19 protein-coding genes are annotated in these 19,265 nt (G+C 73.4%); 17 read left to right on the top strand and 2 right to left on the bottom strand.

Going from position 1 to position 19,265, the window contains the following annotated elements:
- Positions 1 to 35: 35 nt before the first annotated feature.
- Positions 36 to 326, top strand: coding sequence for a hypothetical protein (locus tag M0M48_RS17750; RefSeq protein ID WP_257752149.1), 291 nt, complete (start codon positions 36 to 38; stop codon positions 324 to 326).
- A gap of 152 nt (positions 327 to 478) precedes the next feature.
- Here the strand turns inward: M0M48_RS17750 and M0M48_RS17745 are convergent, their stop codons facing one another.
- Positions 479 to 1,492 carry a hypothetical protein gene (locus M0M48_RS17745; protein WP_257752148.1) on the bottom strand — a complete coding sequence of 338 codons (1,014 nt, stop codon included), beginning with the start codon at positions 1,490 to 1,492 and terminating at the stop codon, positions 479 to 481.
- 25 nt (positions 1,493 to 1,517) lie between these two features.
- Here M0M48_RS17745 and mshB point away from each other — a divergent pair, with 25 nt between their 5' ends.
- The 8 genes from mshB (at position 1,518) to M0M48_RS17705 (ending at position 10,363) form a co-directional block, all read left to right on the top strand.
- The gene (mshB, locus tag M0M48_RS17740) at positions 1,518 to 2,441 is read left to right on the top strand and encodes an N-acetyl-1-D-myo-inositol-2-amino-2-deoxy-alpha-D-glucopyranoside deacetylase (protein WP_257752147.1); all 924 of its coding nucleotides are present in this window, start codon (positions 1,518 to 1,520) and stop codon (positions 2,439 to 2,441) included.
- 16 nt (positions 2,442 to 2,457) lie between these two features.
- Complete coding sequence (locus M0M48_RS17735) at positions 2,458 to 2,811, top strand: DUF6113 family protein (RefSeq protein WP_257752146.1); 354 nt, start codon at positions 2,458 to 2,460, stop codon at positions 2,809 to 2,811.
- 10 nt (positions 2,812 to 2,821) lie between these two features.
- On the top strand, positions 2,822 to 4,615 hold the full coding sequence (locus tag M0M48_RS17730) for a VanW family protein (RefSeq protein ID WP_257752145.1): 1,794 nt from the start codon (positions 2,822 to 2,824) through the stop codon (positions 4,613 to 4,615).
- Between the two features lie 157 nt (positions 4,616 to 4,772).
- Entirely contained in the window at positions 4,773 to 5,315 is a 543-nt protein-coding gene (locus tag M0M48_RS17725; protein WP_257752144.1) for a Uma2 family endonuclease, read from the top strand.
- Between the two features lie 30 nt (positions 5,316 to 5,345).
- Entirely contained in the window at positions 5,346 to 6,179 is an 834-nt protein-coding gene (locus tag M0M48_RS17720; protein ID WP_257752143.1) for an esterase/lipase family protein, read from the top strand.
- 47 nt (positions 6,180 to 6,226) lie between these two features.
- Entirely contained in the window at positions 6,227 to 6,673 is a 447-nt protein-coding gene (locus M0M48_RS17715) for a Zn-ribbon domain-containing OB-fold protein (RefSeq protein ID WP_257752142.1), read from the top strand.
- Positions 6,670 to 7,854 carry a lipid-transfer protein gene (locus M0M48_RS17710; protein WP_257752141.1) on the top strand — a complete coding sequence of 395 codons (1,185 nt, stop codon included), beginning with the start codon at positions 6,670 to 6,672 and terminating at the stop codon, positions 7,852 to 7,854. Before M0M48_RS17715 ends, M0M48_RS17710 begins: the two co-directional genes overlap by 4 nt.
- Before the next feature lie 121 nt (positions 7,855 to 7,975).
- A complete protein-coding gene (locus tag M0M48_RS17705) occupies positions 7,976 to 10,363 on the top strand; it encodes a carboxypeptidase regulatory-like domain-containing protein (RefSeq protein WP_257752140.1) in 2,388 nt (795 codons plus the stop codon).
- On the opposite strand, the gene M0M48_RS17700 is transcribed toward M0M48_RS17705, so the two are convergent.
- Entirely contained in the window at positions 10,353 to 11,183 is an 831-nt protein-coding gene (locus M0M48_RS17700) for an adenylate/guanylate cyclase domain-containing protein (RefSeq protein WP_257752139.1), read from the bottom strand. The genes M0M48_RS17705 and M0M48_RS17700 overlap by 11 nt on opposite strands.
- Positions 11,184 to 11,236: 53 nt before the next feature.
- On the opposite strand from M0M48_RS17700, the gene M0M48_RS17695 reads away from it, so the two are divergent.
- The 8 genes from M0M48_RS17695 to M0M48_RS17660 all read left to right on the top strand — a co-directional run bounded on the left by M0M48_RS17695 (position 11,237) and on the right by M0M48_RS17660 (position 19,249).
- Positions 11,237 to 12,649: an AAA family ATPase gene (locus tag M0M48_RS17695; RefSeq protein WP_257752138.1), complete on the top strand. Its 1,413-nt coding sequence runs from the start codon at positions 11,237 to 11,239 to the stop codon at positions 12,647 to 12,649.
- Complete coding sequence (locus tag M0M48_RS17690) at positions 12,642 to 13,037, top strand: OsmC family protein (RefSeq protein ID WP_257752137.1); 396 nt, start codon at positions 12,642 to 12,644, stop codon at positions 13,035 to 13,037. Before M0M48_RS17695 ends, M0M48_RS17690 begins: the two co-directional genes overlap by 8 nt.
- A complete protein-coding gene (locus tag M0M48_RS17685; protein ID WP_257752136.1) occupies positions 13,034 to 15,058 on the top strand; it encodes a vWA domain-containing protein in 2,025 nt (674 codons plus the stop codon). The genes M0M48_RS17690 and M0M48_RS17685 overlap by 4 nt, the downstream gene beginning before the upstream one ends.
- 97 nt (positions 15,059 to 15,155) lie before the next feature.
- On the top strand, positions 15,156 to 15,818 hold the full coding sequence (locus M0M48_RS17680) for a hypothetical protein (protein ID WP_257752135.1): 663 nt from the start codon (positions 15,156 to 15,158) through the stop codon (positions 15,816 to 15,818).
- Entirely contained in the window at positions 15,818 to 16,141 is a 324-nt protein-coding gene (locus tag M0M48_RS17675) for a hypothetical protein (protein ID WP_257752134.1), read from the top strand. The genes M0M48_RS17680 and M0M48_RS17675 overlap by 1 nt, the downstream gene beginning before the upstream one ends.
- Positions 16,142 to 16,148: 7 nt before the next feature.
- The gene (locus M0M48_RS17670; RefSeq protein ID WP_257752133.1) at positions 16,149 to 17,945 is read left to right on the top strand and encodes an alpha/beta hydrolase; all 1,797 of its coding nucleotides are present in this window, start codon (positions 16,149 to 16,151) and stop codon (positions 17,943 to 17,945) included.
- Positions 17,942 to 18,457, top strand: a complete 516-nt coding sequence (locus tag M0M48_RS17665) for a hypothetical protein (protein WP_215814644.1) — start codon at positions 17,942 to 17,944, stop codon at positions 18,455 to 18,457. The genes M0M48_RS17670 and M0M48_RS17665 overlap by 4 nt, the downstream gene beginning before the upstream one ends.
- Positions 18,458 to 18,469: 12 nt before the next feature.
- Positions 18,470 to 19,249 carry a TSUP family transporter gene (locus M0M48_RS17660; RefSeq protein ID WP_257752132.1) on the top strand — a complete coding sequence of 260 codons (780 nt, stop codon included), beginning with the start codon at positions 18,470 to 18,472 and terminating at the stop codon, positions 19,247 to 19,249.
- Positions 19,250 to 19,265 lie beyond the last annotated feature (16 nt).

The following is a 19,265-nucleotide window of genomic DNA, read 5'->3' as shown; positions in this document are numbered from 1 at the left end:
ACCCTAGAACCCGGGGGCTGGGGGATGATGGACCCGTGAGAGGCATCTTCTTCGACGAGGACGACGCACGCGCGGCCGCGCTGGTGCTCCAGCGCGGCGGTTTCACCGCCGAGGTCGTGCGCGAGCGCCTGGCCGGCGAGGACGACGACGAGGACCACCCGTGGGCGGTCCTGACCGACGCCCCCGAGATCCAGCTGGAGATGCTCGTCGAGACCTACGACGGCTGGCTGGACGCCGAGGACGAGAGCCCCGGGCCGATCGGCGGCCCGACCGGCAGCATGCTGCCGCTGCCCGACGCGCCGAAGCGGATCAAGCGCCCGGACTAGATGAGTAAGTCCAAGGGGTCGTGCGTCGAGCGCCGCTCGGCGCCGCGTCGGCAAGGCGCCGGCGTGAAGGCATGCTGGGCGCACGTCGAGCGTCGGCAACGCAGCCGACGTGGATGCTGAGTGGGGCTCGGCGTGCGAGAGCTTGGAGTTACTCATCTAGGCGCGTTCGCGGGGCAGCCGAACGGCCCTTCCTGGCGCACGTAGGCCTGGGCGAGCACGGCGCGCTCGTCGAACCCGGTCTCGACCCGCACCGCGCGACCGTCGGTCGTGACGTCGTCCGCGAGGTCGACGCCGCTGCGCTCGCCGAACGCGGCGAGAGCGTCCTCCAGGGCGGCGGCATCGGCCTCGGCAGCCGCGTCGGTGTCGAACAGGCGCACCGCGCGGACCTCCTCGTCGGAGGGCACGAACAGGCCGAGGCCCTCGCCCTTCGCGTCGGGCTCGTCGGTGGGTGCGCACGGGGCGTCGAGGCCGAGGGCGGCGTACTCCAGGTCGTCCTGGTGGTCGGCCTGGCCGAGCAGGTCGCCGAAGCTGCCCTTGTCGGCGAGCGAGTCGGCGTCGTCGTCCACCGCCGCGAGGATGTCGTCGATCCGGGTGCCGGTGACGATGAGCTCCTCGCCGGGTACGAGGGCGATCTCGAGCGGCGGGATCGGGTAGCGCCCGCCGACCAGGCCGTTCTCGGTGTCGCTGAGGTCGGCCTTGAAGACCGGTCGGTCCTTGCTGCCGGAGCGCTCGTAGCCGGCGTCCTCGAGGTCGGCGGAGACCTTCTCGAAGTCGAGGTCGTCGGACATCCGCCAGATCCGGGAGATCCCGCCGTCGTCGGTGCCGACCACCTCCCACTCGACGTCGAAGTCGCTGAACGCCGCCTCCTGCATGGGGACCAGCCACCGGGCGAGCTCGGTTCCGTAGGCCTCGCCCTTGGTCGCCTCGGCCCACCGGCTGACGTCGTCCTCGGAGCCGCCGGTCGTGAGGTCGTCGAGGTCGACCCGGTCGGCGACCTGGGCGCGGTCGACGAACAGCACGGTCCGGGTGTCGGCCGGGAGGTACTCCAGCGCCTTCTCCAGCCGGGAGCTGCCGTCGAGCAGGCCGCACCCGCTCAACGTGCTGCCGGCGAGGGCGAGCGCGAGGGTCCCCGCGGTGGTTGCGGTCCGCCCGCGACGAGAGGTCATGGAGCACATCATTACGCTCGTCAGCATGACCGAAACCGCGGCACACCGTCTGCTGCTCGTGCACGCCCACCCCGACGACGAGTCGATCGGCCAGGGCGCCACCATGGCCAAGTACGTCGCCGAGGGTCGCGGCGTCACGCTCGTCACCTGCACGGCCGGCGAGATGGGCGAGATCCTGGTCCCCGAGCTCGAGCACCTGGCCGCCGACAAGGACGACCGCCTCGGCGAGCACCGCCAGGGCGAGCTCGCCGCCGCGATGGCCGCCCTCGGCGTCACCGACCACCGGTTCCTCGGCGGCTTCGGCACCTACCGCGACTCCGGGATGAAGTGGCACGAGGACGGTCATGCCATCGCCGCCGACGACATCCACGACAACGCCTTCTGGCACGCCGACCTCACCGAGGCGGCCACCCACCTCGTCGCGGTCATCCGCGAGGTGCGGCCCCAGGTCCTCGTGACGTACGACGAGTTCGGCGGCTACGGCCACCCCGATCACATCCAGGCCCACCGGGTCGCGATGTACGCCGCGCAGCTGGCCGCCGCGCCGTCGTACCGGCGGGACCTGGGGGAGGCCTGGGACATCGCGAAGATCTACTGGGGCGCGATCTCCGAGAGCCGCATCCGCGAGGGCCTGCGCCGGCTGCGGGCCGCGGGCGACACGACGACCTTCGAGGGCATGGACCCCGAGGGCGACCTGCCGGCGATGTTCCGTCCCGACGAGGACATCACCTCCGAGGTCGACGCGAGCGAGCACGTCGAGGCCAAGCTCGACGCCCTGCGCGCGCACGCCACGCAGATCACCACCGACGGGCCGTTCTTCGCGCTGTCCAACAACGTGGGCGCCCAGGCCTTCGGGCGCGAGCAGTTCCGCCTGGTCAAGGGCACGGCCGGCCCCGGTGGGGGCGAGAACGGCTGGGAGACCGACCTGTTCGCCGGGATCCCGGACTGAGGCCGCGACGTTGCTCGTGCGCGCCCTCCTCGTCGTCCCCTGCGTCCTGCTGGGTGGCGGCGTCGCGGTGTGCACGGTGCTGCTCCACGGCTACCCGTGGGGCCTCCTGCTCGGGCTGGCCGCGACCGCGGCGGTCCTCGTCGCCCTGCCGGGCGGCTGGTGGTCGCGGCTGCCGTTCGCGGTGGGCTGGGCGGCGGCGCTCGTCGCCCTGACGCTGGAGCGGGCCGAGGGGGACTACCTGGTGGCCAGCGACGCCAGCGGATACGTCCTCCTGGCGGCCGGTGCGGTAGTGCTCGGAGCGGGCTTCACGGGCCTCCTGCCGCGCCGCGCCCAGGCTCCGGATGCGGAGCGGCAGCCATCGGCTCCTTAGGATGGCGCGCGTGACGCTGTGGGAGTCCGACACCGAACCGACGAAGTCCGAGCGCCCCGGGGGCCGGATCGTCGTCGTGGTCATCGTGCTGCTCGCGCTCCTGGCCGGCGGCGGGTACGCCGCGGCGTACGGCCTGGCCGGTGACAAGGTCCCGCGCGGCACCAGCATCTCCGGCGTCGACGTCGGCGGTCTGTCCCGCGACGCGGCCATCGCCAAGCTCCAGAAGGCCTTCGGCGAGCGTGCCAAGGAGCCGATCCAGGTCACCGTCGCGCAGTCGGCCGGCTCCTCCGCCGACGCCCAGGAGTCCGTCGCCCCCGGCGAGATCGGGCTCGACATCGACTACGCCGCGTCCGTCGACGCGGCCGGCGCCGGCGCCAGCTGGAGCCCGCGCCGCCAGTGGGACTACTTCACCGGCGGCAAGGACGTCGACGCGGTCGTCCACATCGACGAGACCCGCCTCGACGACAAGCTCACCGCGCTCTCCGAGGGACTCGGCAAGCCGCCCAAGGACGGCCAGGTGCTCTTCACCGCCGACGGCGTCAAGACCGAGCAGCCCGAGGCCGGCGAGGAGGTCGACCGCGACGAGGCACGGACCGCGATCGTCGACGCCTACCTCGGCGACGAGAAGTCCGTCGTCCTCCAGGTCGCCGCCGCCCAGCCCGAGATCGACTCCGCGGACGTCGAGGAGGCCGTCGACAGCTTCGCCAACCCGGCCATGGCCCACGCCGTGACGCTGGTGTTCGGCGAGAACGAGATCCGCCTCGCGCCCCGCAAGTTCGCCTCCGTGCTGTCGATGAAGCCCGAGAACGGCAAGCTCGTCCCCGCCGTCGACGAGGCCGCGCTCGCCACGCTCGTCAAGGGCGCCACGGCCAACGGCAAGCCGGTCGACGCGACCGTCAAGCTGGTCAAGGGCAAGCCCAAGGTGATCCCGGCCAAGCCCGGCGTCACCTTCGACCCGGCCGAGGTCGCCACCGTCTTCCAGGGCCTGCTCACCGCGCCCGAGGACGCCCGCAGCGGCAAGGTGAACGCCACCGTCGCCGACGCCGATTTCACGACCAAGGACGCCAAGGCGCTCAAGATCGTCGAGAAGATCTCGGAGTTCTCGACGTACTACCCCCACGCGGACTACCGCAACGTCAACATCGGCCGCGCCGCCGAGCTGGTCGACGGCACCCTGCTCAAGCCCGGCGAGGAGTTCTCGCTCAACAAGACCGTGGGCGAGCGCACCGCCGAGAACGGTTTCACCGACGGCTACATCATCAGCAACGGCATCCTCAAGAAGGACCTCGGCGGCGGCGTCTCGCAGATGGCGACGACGACGTTCAACGCGATGTTCTTCGCCGGCCTCAAGGACATCCAGCACAAGCCGCACTCGTTCTACATCGACCGCTACCCGGTCGGCCGCGAGGCCACCGTGGCCTGGCCGACGGTCGACCTGCGGTTCCAGAACGACACGCAGTACGGCGTCCTCATCCGCGCCTGGGTGGTCCCGAGCAACTACTCGCGCCAGGGCAAGGTGACCGTGCAGATGTGGTCGACCAAGACCTGGGACATCGACTCCAAGACCTCCGCGCGCTACGGCTACGTCTCGCCGGCGACCCGGACGCTGACCACCCCCGACTGCGAGGCGCACACCGGCTGGTCGGGCTTCCAGGTCGACGTCACCCGGATCTTCCGCAAGGCGGGCCAGTCCGCGGTCGACCACACCGAGAAGTTCCACACCGTCTACACCCCCTCGGACACGGTGGTCTGCAAGAAGCCGGGTCCGCCCGCGGGCGGCGCTCCCGACCCCGGCGACGACTGATCGCCCGCCGTCCACGGCCTGGTCGCCAGGCCTGTGGATGAGCGGTTGCCGACGATTCGCGGACGACTGATCCTGGTCCCTCGCATCGCGCGCTCGGGCGTGCGATTCTCGGAGGAGACCGCATGAGTCGATCGGATCGGAGTCTCGGATGGCTGTCATGTCGAGCGAGCCACGCCTCGAACGGCGCCCCATGTCGCGCGCGGCGTTCGACGCCCTGCCGCGCGAGGTGCGCGCCGAGTACGTCGACGGGGTGGCGCTGATGAGCCCGCCGGCCGCGCACTTCCACCAGCTGGCCGAGCTGCGTGTCGCCCGGCTGCTCGGCAACGCGTTGCCCAACCTGCAGGTCGGCACTGAGATGGGCATCGACCTGGGCGGGTCGCTGCGCATCGCCGATGTCGCCGCCTACGAGGAGATCGACGACGGTGAGGCGATCTGGGGTCGCACCCCACCCGTCCTCGTCGTCGAGGTGCTCTCCCGCACCACCCGCAGCGAGGACCTGGTCCGCAAGCCGCACGAGTACCTGCGCGGCGGCATCGCCCACTACTGGGTCCTCGACCGCGAGGCGCCGTCCCTGACCGCCTTCGCGGCCGGCGAGGGCCAGTGGGAGGTCGCCCTCGAGCTCGACGCCGGCCGGCCCACCGGTGCGGTCGACCTCGCCGGGCACGGCCAGGTCGAGGTCGACCTGCTCGCGCTGGTGTGACCTCCGCCACGACCACCCGTTGAGCCGGGCGTGCGCACCTTCCTCGTCGCCCTGCTCGCCCCGCTGCTGCTCGCCGCCGGCGCGATCCCCGCCGCCCAGGCGGACACGATCCTGCCGCCCCTGCCGACCGCCCCCGAGGGCGACGTCCCCGGCGTCAACGACTGGGCGTGCCGGCCGACGGCGGCCCGGCCGGTGCCCGTGGTGCTGGTGCACGGCACGTTCGGCGACCGGCGGCACCTGCTGGAGAAGCTGTCCAAGGCGATCATGGCGGCCGGCTCGTGCGTCTTCTCGCTCGACTACGGCAACCGGGCGACCGACGACATGGTGCGCTCGGCCGGTCAGCTCAAGGTGTTCGTCGACAAGGTGCGGGCGGCGACGGGCGCGGCGAAGGTCTCGCTCGTGGGGCACTCCCAGGGCGGGATGCTGCCGCGCTACTACATCAAGAACCTCGGGGGAGCGGCCTACGTCGACGACCTCGTCGGCATCGCGCCGTCCAACCACGGCACCCGGCTGATCCCGGCCGCCAACCCGATCGCCGCGCTGCTGCCGGGCCTGGTCTGCGCCTCGTGCAACCAGCAGGCGTGGGGCTCGGCGTTCCTGCGCGAGCTCAACGCCGGCGACGAGACGCCGGGCGACGTCAGCTACACCCAGATCACCTCCCGGTACGACGAGGTGGTCGTCCCGCACACGTCCGGCTACCTCGCCGCGGGGCCGCGGACCACCAACGTCACCATCCAGGACAAGTGCCGCCGCTCGATCTCCGAGCACGTCCTCATCCCGATGGACAACGCCACCATCGGGCTCACCCTCGACGCGCTCGCCCACGCCGGGCCCGCGGACCCGGCGTACCAGCCGCGCTGCTGATCCCGATCTCCTCGCGCACCAAGCACTTGCTTGGTAGGGTGCGAGCCATGACTCCCGTGATCGAAGGCTGGTTCACGACCGGCGCCGAGCCGCGGCTGCTCGCGTCGCGCTGCACCACGTGCAGCAATGTCGTGTTCCCGCCGGTCTCCTCGGACGCCGGCGCTGCCGCCTTCTTCTGCCGCAACCCCGCCTGCGACGGCCAGGAGTACGACGCCGTCGAGCTCTCGCGGACCGGCCGGGTGTGGTCCTACACGGACGCGCAGTACCAGCCGCCGGCGCCGTACCTCCCGCCGACCGACCCCTTCGAGCCATTCGCGCTGGCCGCGGTCGAGCTCGCCGAGGGCATCGTCGTGCTCGGTCAGGTGGCCGCGGGCTACGGCGTCGCCGACCTCAAGGTCGGCGACGAGGTCGAGGTCGTCGTCGAGACGCTCAACGTCGACGAGACGGGCGAGCGCACCATCTACCGCTGGAAGCCGACGGGGGAGCGCGCATGAGCATCGTGATCGCGGGTGCGGGCATGCACCCCTGGGGCAAGTGGGGCCGCAACTTCACCGAGTACGGCGTCCACGCGGCCCGCGAGGCCCTCAAGGACGCCGGCATCGCCTGGAGCGATGTCGACCTCGTCGTCGGCGGCGAGACCGTCCGCAACGGGTACGCCGGCTACGTCGCGGGCTCCACGTTCGCCCAGGCCCTCGGCTGGAACGGCGCGCGGATCGCGACGTCGTACGCCGCCTGTGCGACCGGCGCCCAGGCGATCGACACCGCCCGCGCCCGGATCATGGCCGGGCTCAGCGAGGTCGCCCTCGTCGTCGGCGCGGACACCACGCCCAAGGGCTTCCTCGCCCCCAACGCGGGCGAGCGCTGGAACGACCCCGACTGGCTGCGCTTCCGCCTGCTCGGCATGACCAACCCGGCCTACTTCGCGCTCTACGCGCGCCGCCGGATGGACCTCTACGGCGCCACGTCGGAGGACTTCGCCCAGGTCAAGGTCAAGAACGCCAAGCACGGTCTCGAGAACCCCTACGCCCGCTTCCGCAAGGAGTCGAGCGTCGCCGACGTGCTCGCCTCGCCGGTCGTCTCCGACCCGCTGCACCTGCTCGACATCTGCGCCACCTCCGACGGTGCCGCCGCGGTCGTGCTGACCAGCGCCGAGTACGCCAAGAAGCACGGCATCGCCCAGCCTGTGCGGGTCGCCGCCGTCTCGACGGTCACGCCGACCTTCCCCAACACCGTCATCGACATGCCCCTGCTCGCCACGGACTCCTCGGCGGTGACCGGCGTGCCGGACCACACGTTCAAGGAGTCGATCGGCCGCGCGGCGTACGAGGAGGCCGGGATCGGTCCCGAGGACGTCGACGTGGCCGAGGTCTACGACCTCTCCACCGCCCTCGAGCTCGACTGGATCGAGGACCTCCAGCTGTGCAAGCGCGGCGAGGCCGAGGCCCTGCTGCGCGCCGGCGACACCACGATCGGCGGCCGGATCCCGGTCAACCCGTCGGGTGGCCTGGCCTGCTTCGGCGAGGCGGTCCCGGCCCAGGCGATCGCCCAGGTCTGCGAGCTCACCTGGCAGCTGCGCGGCCAGGCGACCGGTCGTCAGGTCGAGGGCGCCAAGGTCGGCATCACCGCCAACCAGGGGCTGTTCGGGCACGGCTCGTCGGTGCTGCTCTCGGTCTGAGGCTGAACGTCCGCGGAGCGCCGGGTGAACGCCCGGCGAAGCACGTCGCGCCCGGCCCGCGCCGTCGCTAGCCTCGCGACCGGCCCTCGTCCGGAGGGCGGGGAGCCGTGGAGGGCGAGCGATGGCAGGGACGAGCCGGACGGCTCGCGTGGTGCTCATGGCGGCGCTCACGACGTTGCTCGCGAGCGTGCTCGCGGTCCTGAGCCCGGCGGTGCCCGCGGTCGCCGACAGCGCGACCGGGGGCGCGGTGCTGTCCGGAAGCACGCTGGGACCGGACGGCGAGCCGGTGCAGGCCATCGTCGAGGTGTGGGCCGAGCCCTCCCAGGGTGACTGGGACGTGACGGTCGCGCCGATCGCGAGGGACAGCGCCGATGACGACGGCCGGTGGCGGGTCCGGGTCCCTGCCGGGCGCTACCGGGTCGGCTTCCGCGTGCCCGGTACGGATCCGCAGTTCCACCCCGGGGCCTGGAGCCTGGCGCTCGGGCAGACCCTGAGCGCCGGTCCCGGTGACGTGCTCGACGGTCTGGACGCCCGGTTGACCCGCGAGCCCGGGTACGGCTCGGTGTCGGGGCGCGCGGTGAGCTCGCGCGGCAGCTCGGTCCCGTACGTCCCCGTCGTGGTCACGGTGGCGGGCAAGGTGCTCGCGGAGACGACGGCGGGTGCCGACGGCCGGTGGTCCGTCCGGCTGCCCCCGGGTGCCTACACCTTCACCCACTCTCGCGACGCCGACGACGCCTGGGCCACCACGGACGCCACGGCCACCGTGCGGGCCGGCGTGGCCGCGCAGGTCGGCGACGTCCACCTCGCCGCCGACGCGGGACGCGCCACCCTCGGCGGCACGGCGACGGGACCGGACGGCCCGGTCGCCGGAGCTGAGGTCGAGGTCCGTCCCGACCTGTCGACCGGTTCCTGGGTGGAGGGCTCCCGGACCACCGTGACCGGTGCCGACGGGGCCTGGGCGTTCGCCGTCGAGCCCGGCTCCTACCGGGTCATGGTGACGTCGACGGAGCTGCCCCGGGCGGTGGCGTCGGCGACCGTCGGCGCCGACGAGGCGCGCCTCGACCTCGACACCTCCACGGGCCCGGTCGCGGCGCCGCTGTCGGGAAGGGTCGGCCGACCCGGCGGTGCGGCGGTCGTCGGTGCCGTGGTCAGCCTCGTCGTCGAGGACCACGGGAGCTGGGAGAGCGTCCAGCACACGCTGACCGGCGACGACGGCCGCTGGCGGCTGCGGCCGCCGGTCGGCACCTACCGCGTCCTGGTCACCGACGACCGCGACGACACCCGCCAGTTCCTGGGGGGTCACCGGATCGCGGACGCCACACCGGTCACCGCGGACGCGACGACACCGCGCCCGGGCCTCGACATCGAGCTCACGCCGGACCCGTCGAGCGTCGTGGTGACCGGGACGCTGCGTGGAGCTGACGGAGCCCCGCTGGTCGGCGCGTCCGTCTGGCTGGCCGACGAGGAGCTGCCCGACGGCTACGGCCGGTGGCGGGTGGTTACCGATGCGACCGGGCACTGGCGCGCGCGGGTGCCGTCCGGTCCGTTGTGGGTGCGCTACAGCGCCATCGGGTACGACGGTGCGGTCCACCCGGGCGGTCCGCTGACCCTGCCGCCGGGCAGCACCCGCGACCTCGAGGCCACCCTGCGGCCCACCGCCGGCACCGGGGTGCTGGCGGGCACGGTCCACCGCGTCGACGGCACGCCGTACGCCGGCGCCGCGGTGGACGTGTACGCCTACGACGCCGACCGGGAGCGCTGGAGCTCCGCCGCGAGGACCGTGGCGGGCCCGGACGGCCGGTGGCGGCTGCGGGTCCCCGCGGGGACCTACCGCGTGCGGTTCGCCGTGGAGGACGAGGCGTGCGGCTGCGAGCGACGGCAGTTCTCCGATGCCCGCTACCGGCTCGCGCAGGCCCGCGAGATCGCCGTCGCCGACGGGGGCGCGGTCAGCGGCATCGACGGCGCCCTGGGCGAACCCGGCGCGGCGGTGCTCGTTCGGGTCACCCGGCCGGTGGTCACCGGACAGGTGCGGGTCGGAGGCCGGCTGACGGCGACCGGCGGGACCTGGGCGCCTCGGCCCGCGGCCCTTCGCCACCAGTGGTTCGCGGACGGGCGGCCGATCGCCGGGGCCACCGGTGCGTCGTACGTCGTGCGGGTGGGGGATCGCGGCACGCGACTCATCGTCCGGGTGACCGCCCGGCGCAGCGGGTACGCCGACGGAACCGCCGACTCCGCACCGACCGCTCCCGTCGCGCGGGCCGCAGCCCGGCTGACCGGCCGGATCGTGCGGCGCGGGGCCACCGCCGTCGTCCGGGTCCGGGTCACGGCGCCCGTCCCGGTCACCGGCCGGGTCCGGGTGCTCGACGGCCGCCGGCTGCTGGGCGGCGTCCGTCTCGAGGACGGCCGGGCCGTGCTCCGGGTCCGGCTCGCCCCAGGAAAGCACCGGGTCCGGGTCGTCTACCTCGGCTCGCCGGGCATCGCGCGGGCGACGCTGCGGCTCAACCGCTGACCGGCGGCCGGATCTCCCACACCACGTGCTCGCCGGCGAGCCCCTTGAGCTCGACCGACTCGCGCTCGACCAGCGCGAGGGCCGCGTCGTCGTCCAGGGCCTCGCGGACGGCATCGCTGGCGAGGATCTCGCCGCCCAGCGCGAGGTTGGCGACCCGGGCGGCCATGGCGACGTTGCGGCCGAAGTAGTCGCCGTCGCGGGCGACCACCTGGCCGGTGTGGATGCCGATCCGGACCTGGATCGGGCCGTAGCGGCGCAGGGTCAGGTCGCGGGGGAGGTCGCGCTGGATGCCGAGGGCGGCGCGGCAGGCGGCCTCGGCGTCGCGGAAGGCGACCATGAAGCCGTCGCCGGCGGTCTTGACCACCTGGCCGCGGTACTGCTCGATGCGGGTGCGCAGGACCCGGTCGTGGGCGGCGAGCACCTTGACCCAGGTGCTGTCGCCGAGCCGGTCGTTGAGGGGCGTGGAGTCCTCGATGTCGGAGAAGAACAGCGTGACCGTGCCGTCGGAGGCGGCCATGTTGAGGATGTCGGCGCGCTCGTCGTCGCTGGCCCAGGTCTGCAGGTCCTCGACGGTGCTCTGGATCAGTCCGGTGATGCCGTGCGAGCGGACCTTGGACGCGGTCCGGATCACCCGGCGCATGGCGCGCTCGGCGGAGCTGGCCGGCGGGGGTGGGCGGAGCGCGGCGTCCAGGTCGGACTCGAGCTGGGTCATCCGGGCCTGGGTGTCCGCGAGCAGGCGCTGGAGCCGGGCGCGGTCGCGCGCGAACGCCACCACGACGCCGGCCAGGAGCACGCACACCACTCCGAGGAGGATGACCACGGGGGAAGCGTAGAGCCGCGACAGCCGTTGTGCGTCCGCAGTAGCGTGAGACGGTGACCACTTCGGCCCCTGCGATCACCACTCTCGGCGCCCTCCGCGCCTCCGGCCACCAGCAGCAGACGCTCCGCGCCGAGCTGCGTACCAACCTCCTCGACCGCCTCGCGCGCGGCGAGGACCCCTGGCCCGGCCTGCACGGGCTCGAGGACACCGTCATCCCGCAGCTGGAGCGCGCGATCATCGCCGGGCACGACGTCGTCCTGCTGGGCGAACGCGGCCAGGGCAAGACCCGGCTCCTGCGCACCCTGATCGGGCTGCTCGACGAGTGGACGCCGGTCATCGACGGCGCCGAGCTCGGCGAGCACCCCTACGAGCCGATCACGGTCGCCTCGCGGCGCCGCGCGGCCGAGCTCGGCGACGACCTGCCGGTCGCCTGGCGCCACCGCGACGAGCGGTACGCCGAGAAGCTCGCCACCCCCGACACGAGCGTCGCCGACCTGATCGGCGACGTCGACCCGATGAAGGTCGCCGAGGGACGCTCGCTGGGCGACCCCGAGACGATCCACTTCGGCCTGATCCCGCGCTCCCACCGGGGGATCGTCGCGATCAACGAGCTGCCCGACCTCGCCGAGCGGATCCAGGTCGCGATGCTCAACGTGATGGAGGAGCGCGACATCCAGATCCGCGGCTACGTGCTGCGCCTGCCGCTCGACGTCTTCGTCGTCGCCTCGGCCAACCCCGAGGACTACACCAACCGCGGCCGCATCATCACCCCGCTCAAGGACCGCTTCGGCGCCGAGATCCGCACCCACTACCCCAACGCGCTGGCCGCCGAGATCGCCGTCATCCGCCAGGAGGCGCACCTCCTGCCCGAGCACGTCGACGTCCCCGACTTCCTGGTCGAGATCCTCGCCCGGTTCACCCGCAACCTGCGCGAGTCCAGCGCCGTGGACCAGCGCTCCGGCGTCTCGGCCCGGTTCGCGATCGCCGGTGCCGAGACCGTGGCCGCCGCGGCCCTGCGCCGCGCCACCATCCAGGGCGAGGACCGCGCCGTGGCCCGGGTGGTCGACCTGGAGACCGCGGTCGACGTCCTCGGCGGCAAGATCGAGTTCGAGTCGGGCGAAGAGGGGCGCGAGGCCGAGATCCTCACCCACCTGCTCCGCACGGCGACCGCCGAGACCGTCCGCGAGCGCTTCCGCGGGCTCGACCTGGCCCTGCTCGTCAGCGCGATCGAGGACGGCGCCACCGTCACCACCGGCGGCGCGGTCACCGCACGCGACGTGCTCATCGGGCTGCCCGTGCTGGGCGAGTCCGACCTCTACGACGACGTCTGCGAGCGGGTCAACGGCCCCGGCGGCGGGGTCACCGACGGCGAGCGGGCGGCCGCGATCGAGCTGGCCCTCGAGGGCCTCTTCCTGGCCCGCAAGATCGGCAAGGACTCCGACGGATCCGAGACCGTCTATGGCTGATCCGTCCCCGTACGGCGTCCGCGCCGGAGCCGGCACCCTCCGCTCCGGCGAGGGGGTCGCGCTGCCGCACGCCTGGACCGACGAGGGAGTGCTCGCCGCGCCCGCGTCCAACGGCGGGCAGGTCCTGCACCTGGCGGTCGCGCTCTGCGTGCTCAACGACACCTATCGCGAGGCGGCGCGGCTCGGCGTACCGCTCGCGGGGGTGGCGGTCACCGCCGACGGCGGCTTCGACGACGCGTGGCGCTCGACCGGCATCCACTACGGCGTCGAGCTCGACACCTCCGGCGACCCGGACCAGGTCGCCCGGCTGCACGAGGTCGTCGACGAGGCCGCCGAGATCCCGCGGGCGCTGCGCGCCGGCGCCGACGTACGAAGGAGCGCACCATGAGCCGCTACCGCCGCTACGACGGCGGGGACCCGCTCGCCCCGCCGGTCGACCTCGCCGAGGCGCTCGACGCGATCGGTGAGGACGTCATGGCCGGCTACAGCCCGGAGCGCGCGATGCGCGAGTTCCTGCGCCGGGGCGGCCAGGACCAGGCCGGGCTCGACGACCTGGCCCGGCGGGTCGCCGAACGACGCCGCGAGCTGCTCCAGCAGCACCACCTCGACGGCACCCTCGACGAGGTGCGCCAGCTGCTCGACCAGGCCGTGCTCGAGGAGCGCAAGCAGCTCGCCCGCGACGCGATGATGGACGACGGCGACCGGGCCTTCCGCGAGATGCGGATGGAGAACCTGCCGGCCTCGCCGGCCGCGGCGGTCACCGAGCTCTCCGACTACGACTGGCAGTCGCGCGAGGCGCGCGCGGCGTACGAGCAGATCAAGGACCTGCTCGGCCGCGAGCTGCTCGACCAGCGCTTCGCCGGGATGAAGGAGGCGCTCGAGAACGCCACCGACGCCGACCGGCAGGCGATCGACGAGATGCTCTCCGACCTCAACGAGCTGCTGGAGAAGCACCACCGGGGCGAGGACACCCCCGAGGACTTCGCCGACTTCATGGCCGAGCACGGCCGGCACTTCCCCGAGAACCCCCAGAACATCGACGAGCTGCTCGACACGCTCGCCCAGCGCTCGGCGGCCGCGCAGCGGATGCTCAACTCGATGAGCGCCGAGCAGCGGGCCGAGCTGATGCAGCTCTCCGCACAGGCGTTCGGGTCGCCGTCCCTAATGCAGCAGCTCGACCGGCTCGACCAGAACCTCATGTCGCTGCGCCCCGGCGAGGACTGGGGCGGCTCCGAGCAGTTCGGCAACGGCGACCAGGGGCTCGGCCTCGGCGACGGGACCGGCGTCCTCCAGGACATCGCCGACCTCGACGCGCTCGCCGATCAGCTCGCGCAGAGCTACGGCGGCGCGCGCCTCGACGATGTCGACCTCGACAAGCTCGCCCGCCAGCTCGGCAACGAGGCCGCCGTCGACGCCCGCAAGCTCCAGGAGCTCGAGCAGGCGCTGCGTCGTTCCGGCGCCATGGAGCGGGGGTACGACGGCGAGCTGCGGCTGACCCCCAAGGCGATGCGCCAGCTCGGCAAGGCGCTCCTGCGCGACGTCGCGCAGCGGATGTCCGGGCGCCAGGGCCAGCGCGACCTGCGCCAGGCCGGCGGTGCCGGGGACCTCTCGGGCGCCACCCGGGGCTGGGAGTTCGGCGACACCGAGCCCTGGGACCTGCCCCGCACCATGCTCAACGGCGTGCTGCGCCGCGCCGGCGACCCCGACGGCCCGCTGCTCGCGATCGACGACGTCGAGGTCGCCGAGACCGAGGCACGGACCCAGGCGGCGGTCGCGCTGTGCGTCGACACGAGCTTCTCGATGGCGATGGACGGTCGCTGGGTGCCGATGAAGCAGACCGCGCTCGCGCTGCACACCCTGATCGGCACCCGCTTCCGCGGGGACGACCTCGAGCTCGTCGGCTTCGGCCGGCACGCCCAGACGATGCGGATCGAGGAGCTCACCGCCCTCGACGCCCGCTGGGCCAAGGGCACCAACCTGCACCACGCACTGCTGCTGGCCAACCGGCACTTCCGCAAGCACCCCAACGCCCAGCCGGTGCTGCTCATCGTCACCGACGGCGAGCCGACCTCGCACCTGGAGTCGAGCGGCGACGTGTTCTTCTCCTACCCGCCGCACCCGACGACGATCGCGCTCGCCGTACGCGAGCTCGACAACGCACGCCGGCTTGGCGCCCAGACGACGTTCTTCCGGCTCGGGGAGGACCCCGGGCTGGCCCGGTTCATCGAGTCGATGGCGCGGCGCGTCGACGGCGCGGTGATCGCGCCCGAGGCCGACGACCTGGGCGCCGCGGTGGTCGGGTCCTACCTCGGCTCGCGCCGGGGCGGGCGGGGCGCGGCCGGCGGCGGTGCGGGTGGCCCGGGGACCTACGGCGACTGGTTCGGCTCGCGCGGCTTCTGGGTGGGCTGAGGCGAACCACGGGGACCCGACCCACGGGAATCGCGGTTTTCCGCACAGATCGGACCCTCGCGGTTTCGCCCTCGGCGGCCCCGGGCAGCCGTCTTCCATGGACACGTACCGCGGCGGCGACGAGGCTGCCGCCCAGGCTCTCGACGACGACCCGTTCTGGTCGGTCGTGCGCCGACGGCATCCCGATCTCACCGTGGTCCTGCTGCCCGAGGCCGAGGCCGGGGCCGGGGCCGGTGAACCACCGCCCGCCATCCCGCCCGACGAGCTCGATCACCACCTCGCCCGGCTGAGTACTGCCTGGGCGCTGCTCGCGCCGCTGCTGACCGAGGCGGCCACCACCCCCACAAGCCCACCGAGCCCACCGAGCGTGCGCTGGGCGAGCCGGACCCGACCCGACGGCGTCGCGCTGGTGGCGGAGCGGTCGCTGACCGGCCTGGGCCCCGACGGCGGTACGGACCTCCTGCGCCGGGTCGCCTGGCGGCTCGGTGCCCACGAGTGGCGGATGGTCGCGACCACCGACAACGACGGGCGTCCGGTACTGCGGGCGAGCGACGGCGTCCTACACCTCGAGGCCGAGGCGGGCGCGGTGGTCACCGTGCTCGCGCTGTCCACGCCGACCCTGCAGGTGCCCGACGACGCGAGCCGCCGGGTCGTACGGGCAGCCCTCCTGGACCGGCTCAGCCGCCCCGCCCACCCGGCCGACCCCGCTAGCGCCGCCGGCCCCGCCGAGACCGACCCGCCGCCGACCGGGGAGGCGTGATGGGCGCCGAGCTCGACGTCCCGTTCACGGTGCTCCAGACGGCGCGCGCGGCCTGGGACGCGGCCGGCGACGAGCTCGACGGCGCCTGGCGCCGGCTGGCCAAGGCGTCGACGAGCGGCCTGTCCGCCGAGGTGAGCGGCGCGGTCGAGGGCTTCCGCGAGCCGTGGGCCGACGAGCTCAAGGTCACGGCCGGTCAGGCACAGGGGTACGCCGAGGAGTTCGTCTTCTTCCGGGGGCTGGTGATCATCGCCGACCGGGCGCAGGCCGAGCGGCTCCGGGCGCTGCTGCCCTGGGCCCAGCACGACGCCGGTGTGAGCGGGTGAGCCGGCGATGACCGTCATCACGCTGCCGCCCCACGTCGGGGCTTGTCCCGAGACCGACTCGACGCCGCTGGGCGCTCAGCTGCTCGCCACCGACCTGCGCGCGGTCGCGGTGGCGGTCAAGAACGTCCAGGGCTGGTCGGCCTCGGTCGCCGCGCCCGGCTGGGAGGGCGATGCGGCGCAGGCCCACGGTCATGCGGCGACCCGGTTCGCGTCCCGGCTCGACGCGGCCGAGGCGGCGCTCGACCGGGCGGTCACCGCGGCCGACCTCTTCGAGGAGCGGATCGCCCGGCTCACCGTCCGGCGCGAGACGATCGAGACCGAGCGGCGTACGGTCGACGGCGCGATCGAGACGCTGCGGTCCGAGATCGACGCGGCGACCGACGAGAGCCGGGTGCCGGAGTTCCAGGGCCGGGCCGAGCGGCTGACCACCCAGGTCACCGCACTGACGACCCGGATCGACGCCTGGGTGCGCGACCTCGACGCGGCCGAGGCCGACCTCGTCGCGGCGCTGCGCGGGGTCGACACCGTGGCCGAGGGCGTCCAGGCGGCCGCTTCGAGCGATCGTCCCGACCTCCCGGCGCTCACCGCCCAGCTGCGCGGCCGGCTCGACGACCCGGTCGCGCTCGCCGCGTGGTGGCAGGGCCTGAGCCGGGCCGAGCAGGAGGCGCTCACCACCGAGCACCCCGAGCTGGTCGGCAATGCCGACGGGCTGCCGGTCACCGATCGCGACGAGGCCAACCGGGCCGCGCTGGGGCGCGATGCCGACTACTACGGCCGGCGCGAGGACGACGGCCAGCTGAGCGGTGCCGAGCGGCGGATCCTCGAGAACGCGACCTACGTCAAGGACGCCCTCGCCGAGTACGCCGACCGGCTCGACCCGGTGACCGGCGAGGCGCTGACCCACCTGCTCGTCTACAAGCCGGGCATCCACTCCGGTGACGGAGCCGTCGCGATCAGCTTCGGCAACCCCGACACCGCCGACCACGTCTCGGTCAACATCCCCGGTCTGACCTCCGAGACGTCGAGCACCTCGGGCAACCTGGCCAAGACCTACGACCTGCACCAGCAGGCGCGCGCCGACAACAACGGCACGGTCGCCTCGATCTACTGGCTCGACTACGACGCGCCGAGCGGCAACCCGGTCAACATCCTCGATCCGGGCGGCATGGTCGACTTCGACGGCGTCGCGTTCACCCACAAGGCCGAGGCGGGTGGGGCCCGGTTCAGCGACTTCGTCGACGGCCTGCGCGCCTCCGACCAGGGGGAGCGGGCCCACCTCACCGCGATCGGGCACAGCTACGGCTCGACCACGCTCGGCTACGCCCTGACCGACGGCGCCCCGGTCGACGACGCGGTCATCATCGGCAGCCCCGGTCAGCCGGCCGCGACCGCCGACGGGCTCACCGATGCCGACGTCTGGGTCGGCGCGATGGACCACGACCCGGTCTCGCTGCTGGGCCACGGCGAGCGCGGCGGCGTCGGGGCGCTCGGGGTCGATCCGGCCGGCACCGACTTCGACGCGCCGCGGTTCGCCACCGGTGACGGCGCGCTGCGGATCGAGAAGCTCATGGACAACCACTCGTCGTACTTCACCGGCACCTCGCTCGACAACATGGCGCACATCGTCACCGACACCGACGCCCAGGTGACCTACCAGCCGGCGCGCGGTGACGAGGGCGGCGACTACCTCACCCTGCCCGAGCTGCTGACCGCGGCGACGGCGTCGAGCGCGGGGCACGGCCTCCTCGAGGGTGGCGCGTGGCTGCTCGAGCACATCCGGCCGGGTGGGATCCTGCTCCCATGACGCGCACACTCGGGATCGTGCCCCTCACCGTCCTGCTCGCCCTCAGCCTGGGCCTGTCCGGCTGCGGCAACAAGGACGAGGCCGGCCGGGCCGCGGCCCACGAGGCCGAGCTCCAGGCCGATGCCGCCATCGACGGCGTCCTGCACCGGATCGCCGCGGCGCTCGGTCTCGACCAGGCCAAGGGCAGCCGCTCGTTCACCCGCTGCGGTGAGTCCTACGCCCCGCGCGGGGTGGTGATGCAGAACTTCCTCAACTTCCGCGCCACCAACGACCTCACCCACGAGCAGGCGACCGCCACCACGGCGCGTCTCCTGCGCGACGACGGCTGGACCGTGGCCGAGCCCGACAACCCGGTGTTCGTCAGCGGGGCCAAGGGGCCGCTCACGCTGCGCGTCGAGATCGCCACGGCGATGGTCGTCGTCGACCTCGTCTCCGACTGCATCGAGACCTCCGACGACGTCGTCGAGGAGTACACCGACAGGGCGACCGTCGACCTCACCTGGGCCTCGTAGAGTGCGGGGTCGATGTCCGACCTCAGCCTCACCGTCCTCGCCCTCCTCGGCCTCGCGGCGCTCACCGCGGGCTTCGTCGACGCGGTCGTCGGCGGGGGCGGCCTGATCCAGCTCCCGGCGCTGCTGATCGGCCTGCCCGGCGCGAGCCCGGTCCAGGTGCTCGCGACCAACAAGATCGCGTCCGTGTGCGGTACGGCGGCCAGCTCGGTCACCTACTATCGCCGGATCGGCCCGGACCCCCGTACGTTCGTCCCGCTCATGCTCCTCGCCCTGGCCGGCGCCTTCTCCGGGGCGCTGCTGGCCTCGCACATCCCGCGCGAGGCGTTCGAGCCGATCGTGCTCGTGGCCCTGATCCTGGTCGGCGGCTATGTCGTCCTGCGCCCGCGGCTGGGCGAGGAGACCGCGCTGCGCTTCAGCGGGCACCGGCACACCGCCGCGGCGACCGGGGTGGGCTTCGTGATCGGCTTCTACGACGGCATCCTCGGACCCGGCACGGGCAGCTTCTTCGTGTTCGCCCTGGTCGGGCTGCTCGGCTACGACTTCCTCCAGGCCTCGGCCAAGGCCAAGCTCGCCAACTTCGCGACCAACCTCGGCGCGCTGCTGCTGTTCATCCCGACCGGCGCGGTGCGCTGGGACGTCGGACTGGTGATGGGCGCGTGCAACCTGCTCGGCGGGTACGCCGGCGCCCGGACCGCCGTGGCCCGCGGCTCCCGGTTCGTGCGGATCTTCTTCATCGTGGTCGTCAGTGCGTTCATCGTCCGGATCGGCGGCGATGTGCTCGGTCTGTGGTGAGTCGTACCCTCGTCCC

The organism is Pimelobacter simplex (assembly GCF_024662235.1).
Taxonomy (GTDB): Bacteria; Actinomycetota; Actinomycetes; order Propionibacteriales; family Nocardioidaceae; genus Nocardioides.
This window is presented reverse-complemented; position numbering and strand designations above follow the sequence as displayed.

Coding starts and splice junctions, on each gene's coding strand:
- M0M48_RS17745 (WP_257752148.1), bottom strand. CDS start 1,492: ATGACCTCTCGTCGCGGGCGGACCGCAACCACCGCGGGGACCCTCGCG.
- mshB (WP_257752147.1), top strand. CDS start 1,518: ATGACCGAAACCGCGGCACACCGTCTGCTGCTCGTGCACGCCCACCCC.
- M0M48_RS17725 (WP_257752144.1), top strand. CDS start 4,773: ATGTCGAGCGAGCCACGCCTCGAACGGCGCCCCATGTCGCGCGCGGCG.
- M0M48_RS17715 (WP_257752142.1), top strand. CDS start 6,227: ATGACTCCCGTGATCGAAGGCTGGTTCACGACCGGCGCCGAGCCGCGG.
- M0M48_RS17710 (WP_257752141.1), top strand. CDS start 6,670: ATGAGCATCGTGATCGCGGGTGCGGGCATGCACCCCTGGGGCAAGTGG.
- M0M48_RS17705 (WP_257752140.1), top strand. CDS start 7,976: ATGGCAGGGACGAGCCGGACGGCTCGCGTGGTGCTCATGGCGGCGCTC.
- M0M48_RS17690 (WP_257752137.1), top strand. CDS start 12,642: ATGGCTGATCCGTCCCCGTACGGCGTCCGCGCCGGAGCCGGCACCCTC.
- M0M48_RS17685 (WP_257752136.1), top strand. CDS start 13,034: ATGAGCCGCTACCGCCGCTACGACGGCGGGGACCCGCTCGCCCCGCCG.
- M0M48_RS17680 (WP_257752135.1), top strand. CDS start 15,156: ATGGACACGTACCGCGGCGGCGACGAGGCTGCCGCCCAGGCTCTCGAC.
- M0M48_RS17675 (WP_257752134.1), top strand. CDS start 15,818: ATGGGCGCCGAGCTCGACGTCCCGTTCACGGTGCTCCAGACGGCGCGC.
- M0M48_RS17670 (WP_257752133.1), top strand. CDS start 16,149: ATGACCGTCATCACGCTGCCGCCCCACGTCGGGGCTTGTCCCGAGACC.
- M0M48_RS17665 (WP_215814644.1), top strand. CDS start 17,942: ATGACGCGCACACTCGGGATCGTGCCCCTCACCGTCCTGCTCGCCCTC.
- M0M48_RS17660 (WP_257752132.1), top strand. CDS start 18,470: ATGTCCGACCTCAGCCTCACCGTCCTCGCCCTCCTCGGCCTCGCGGCG.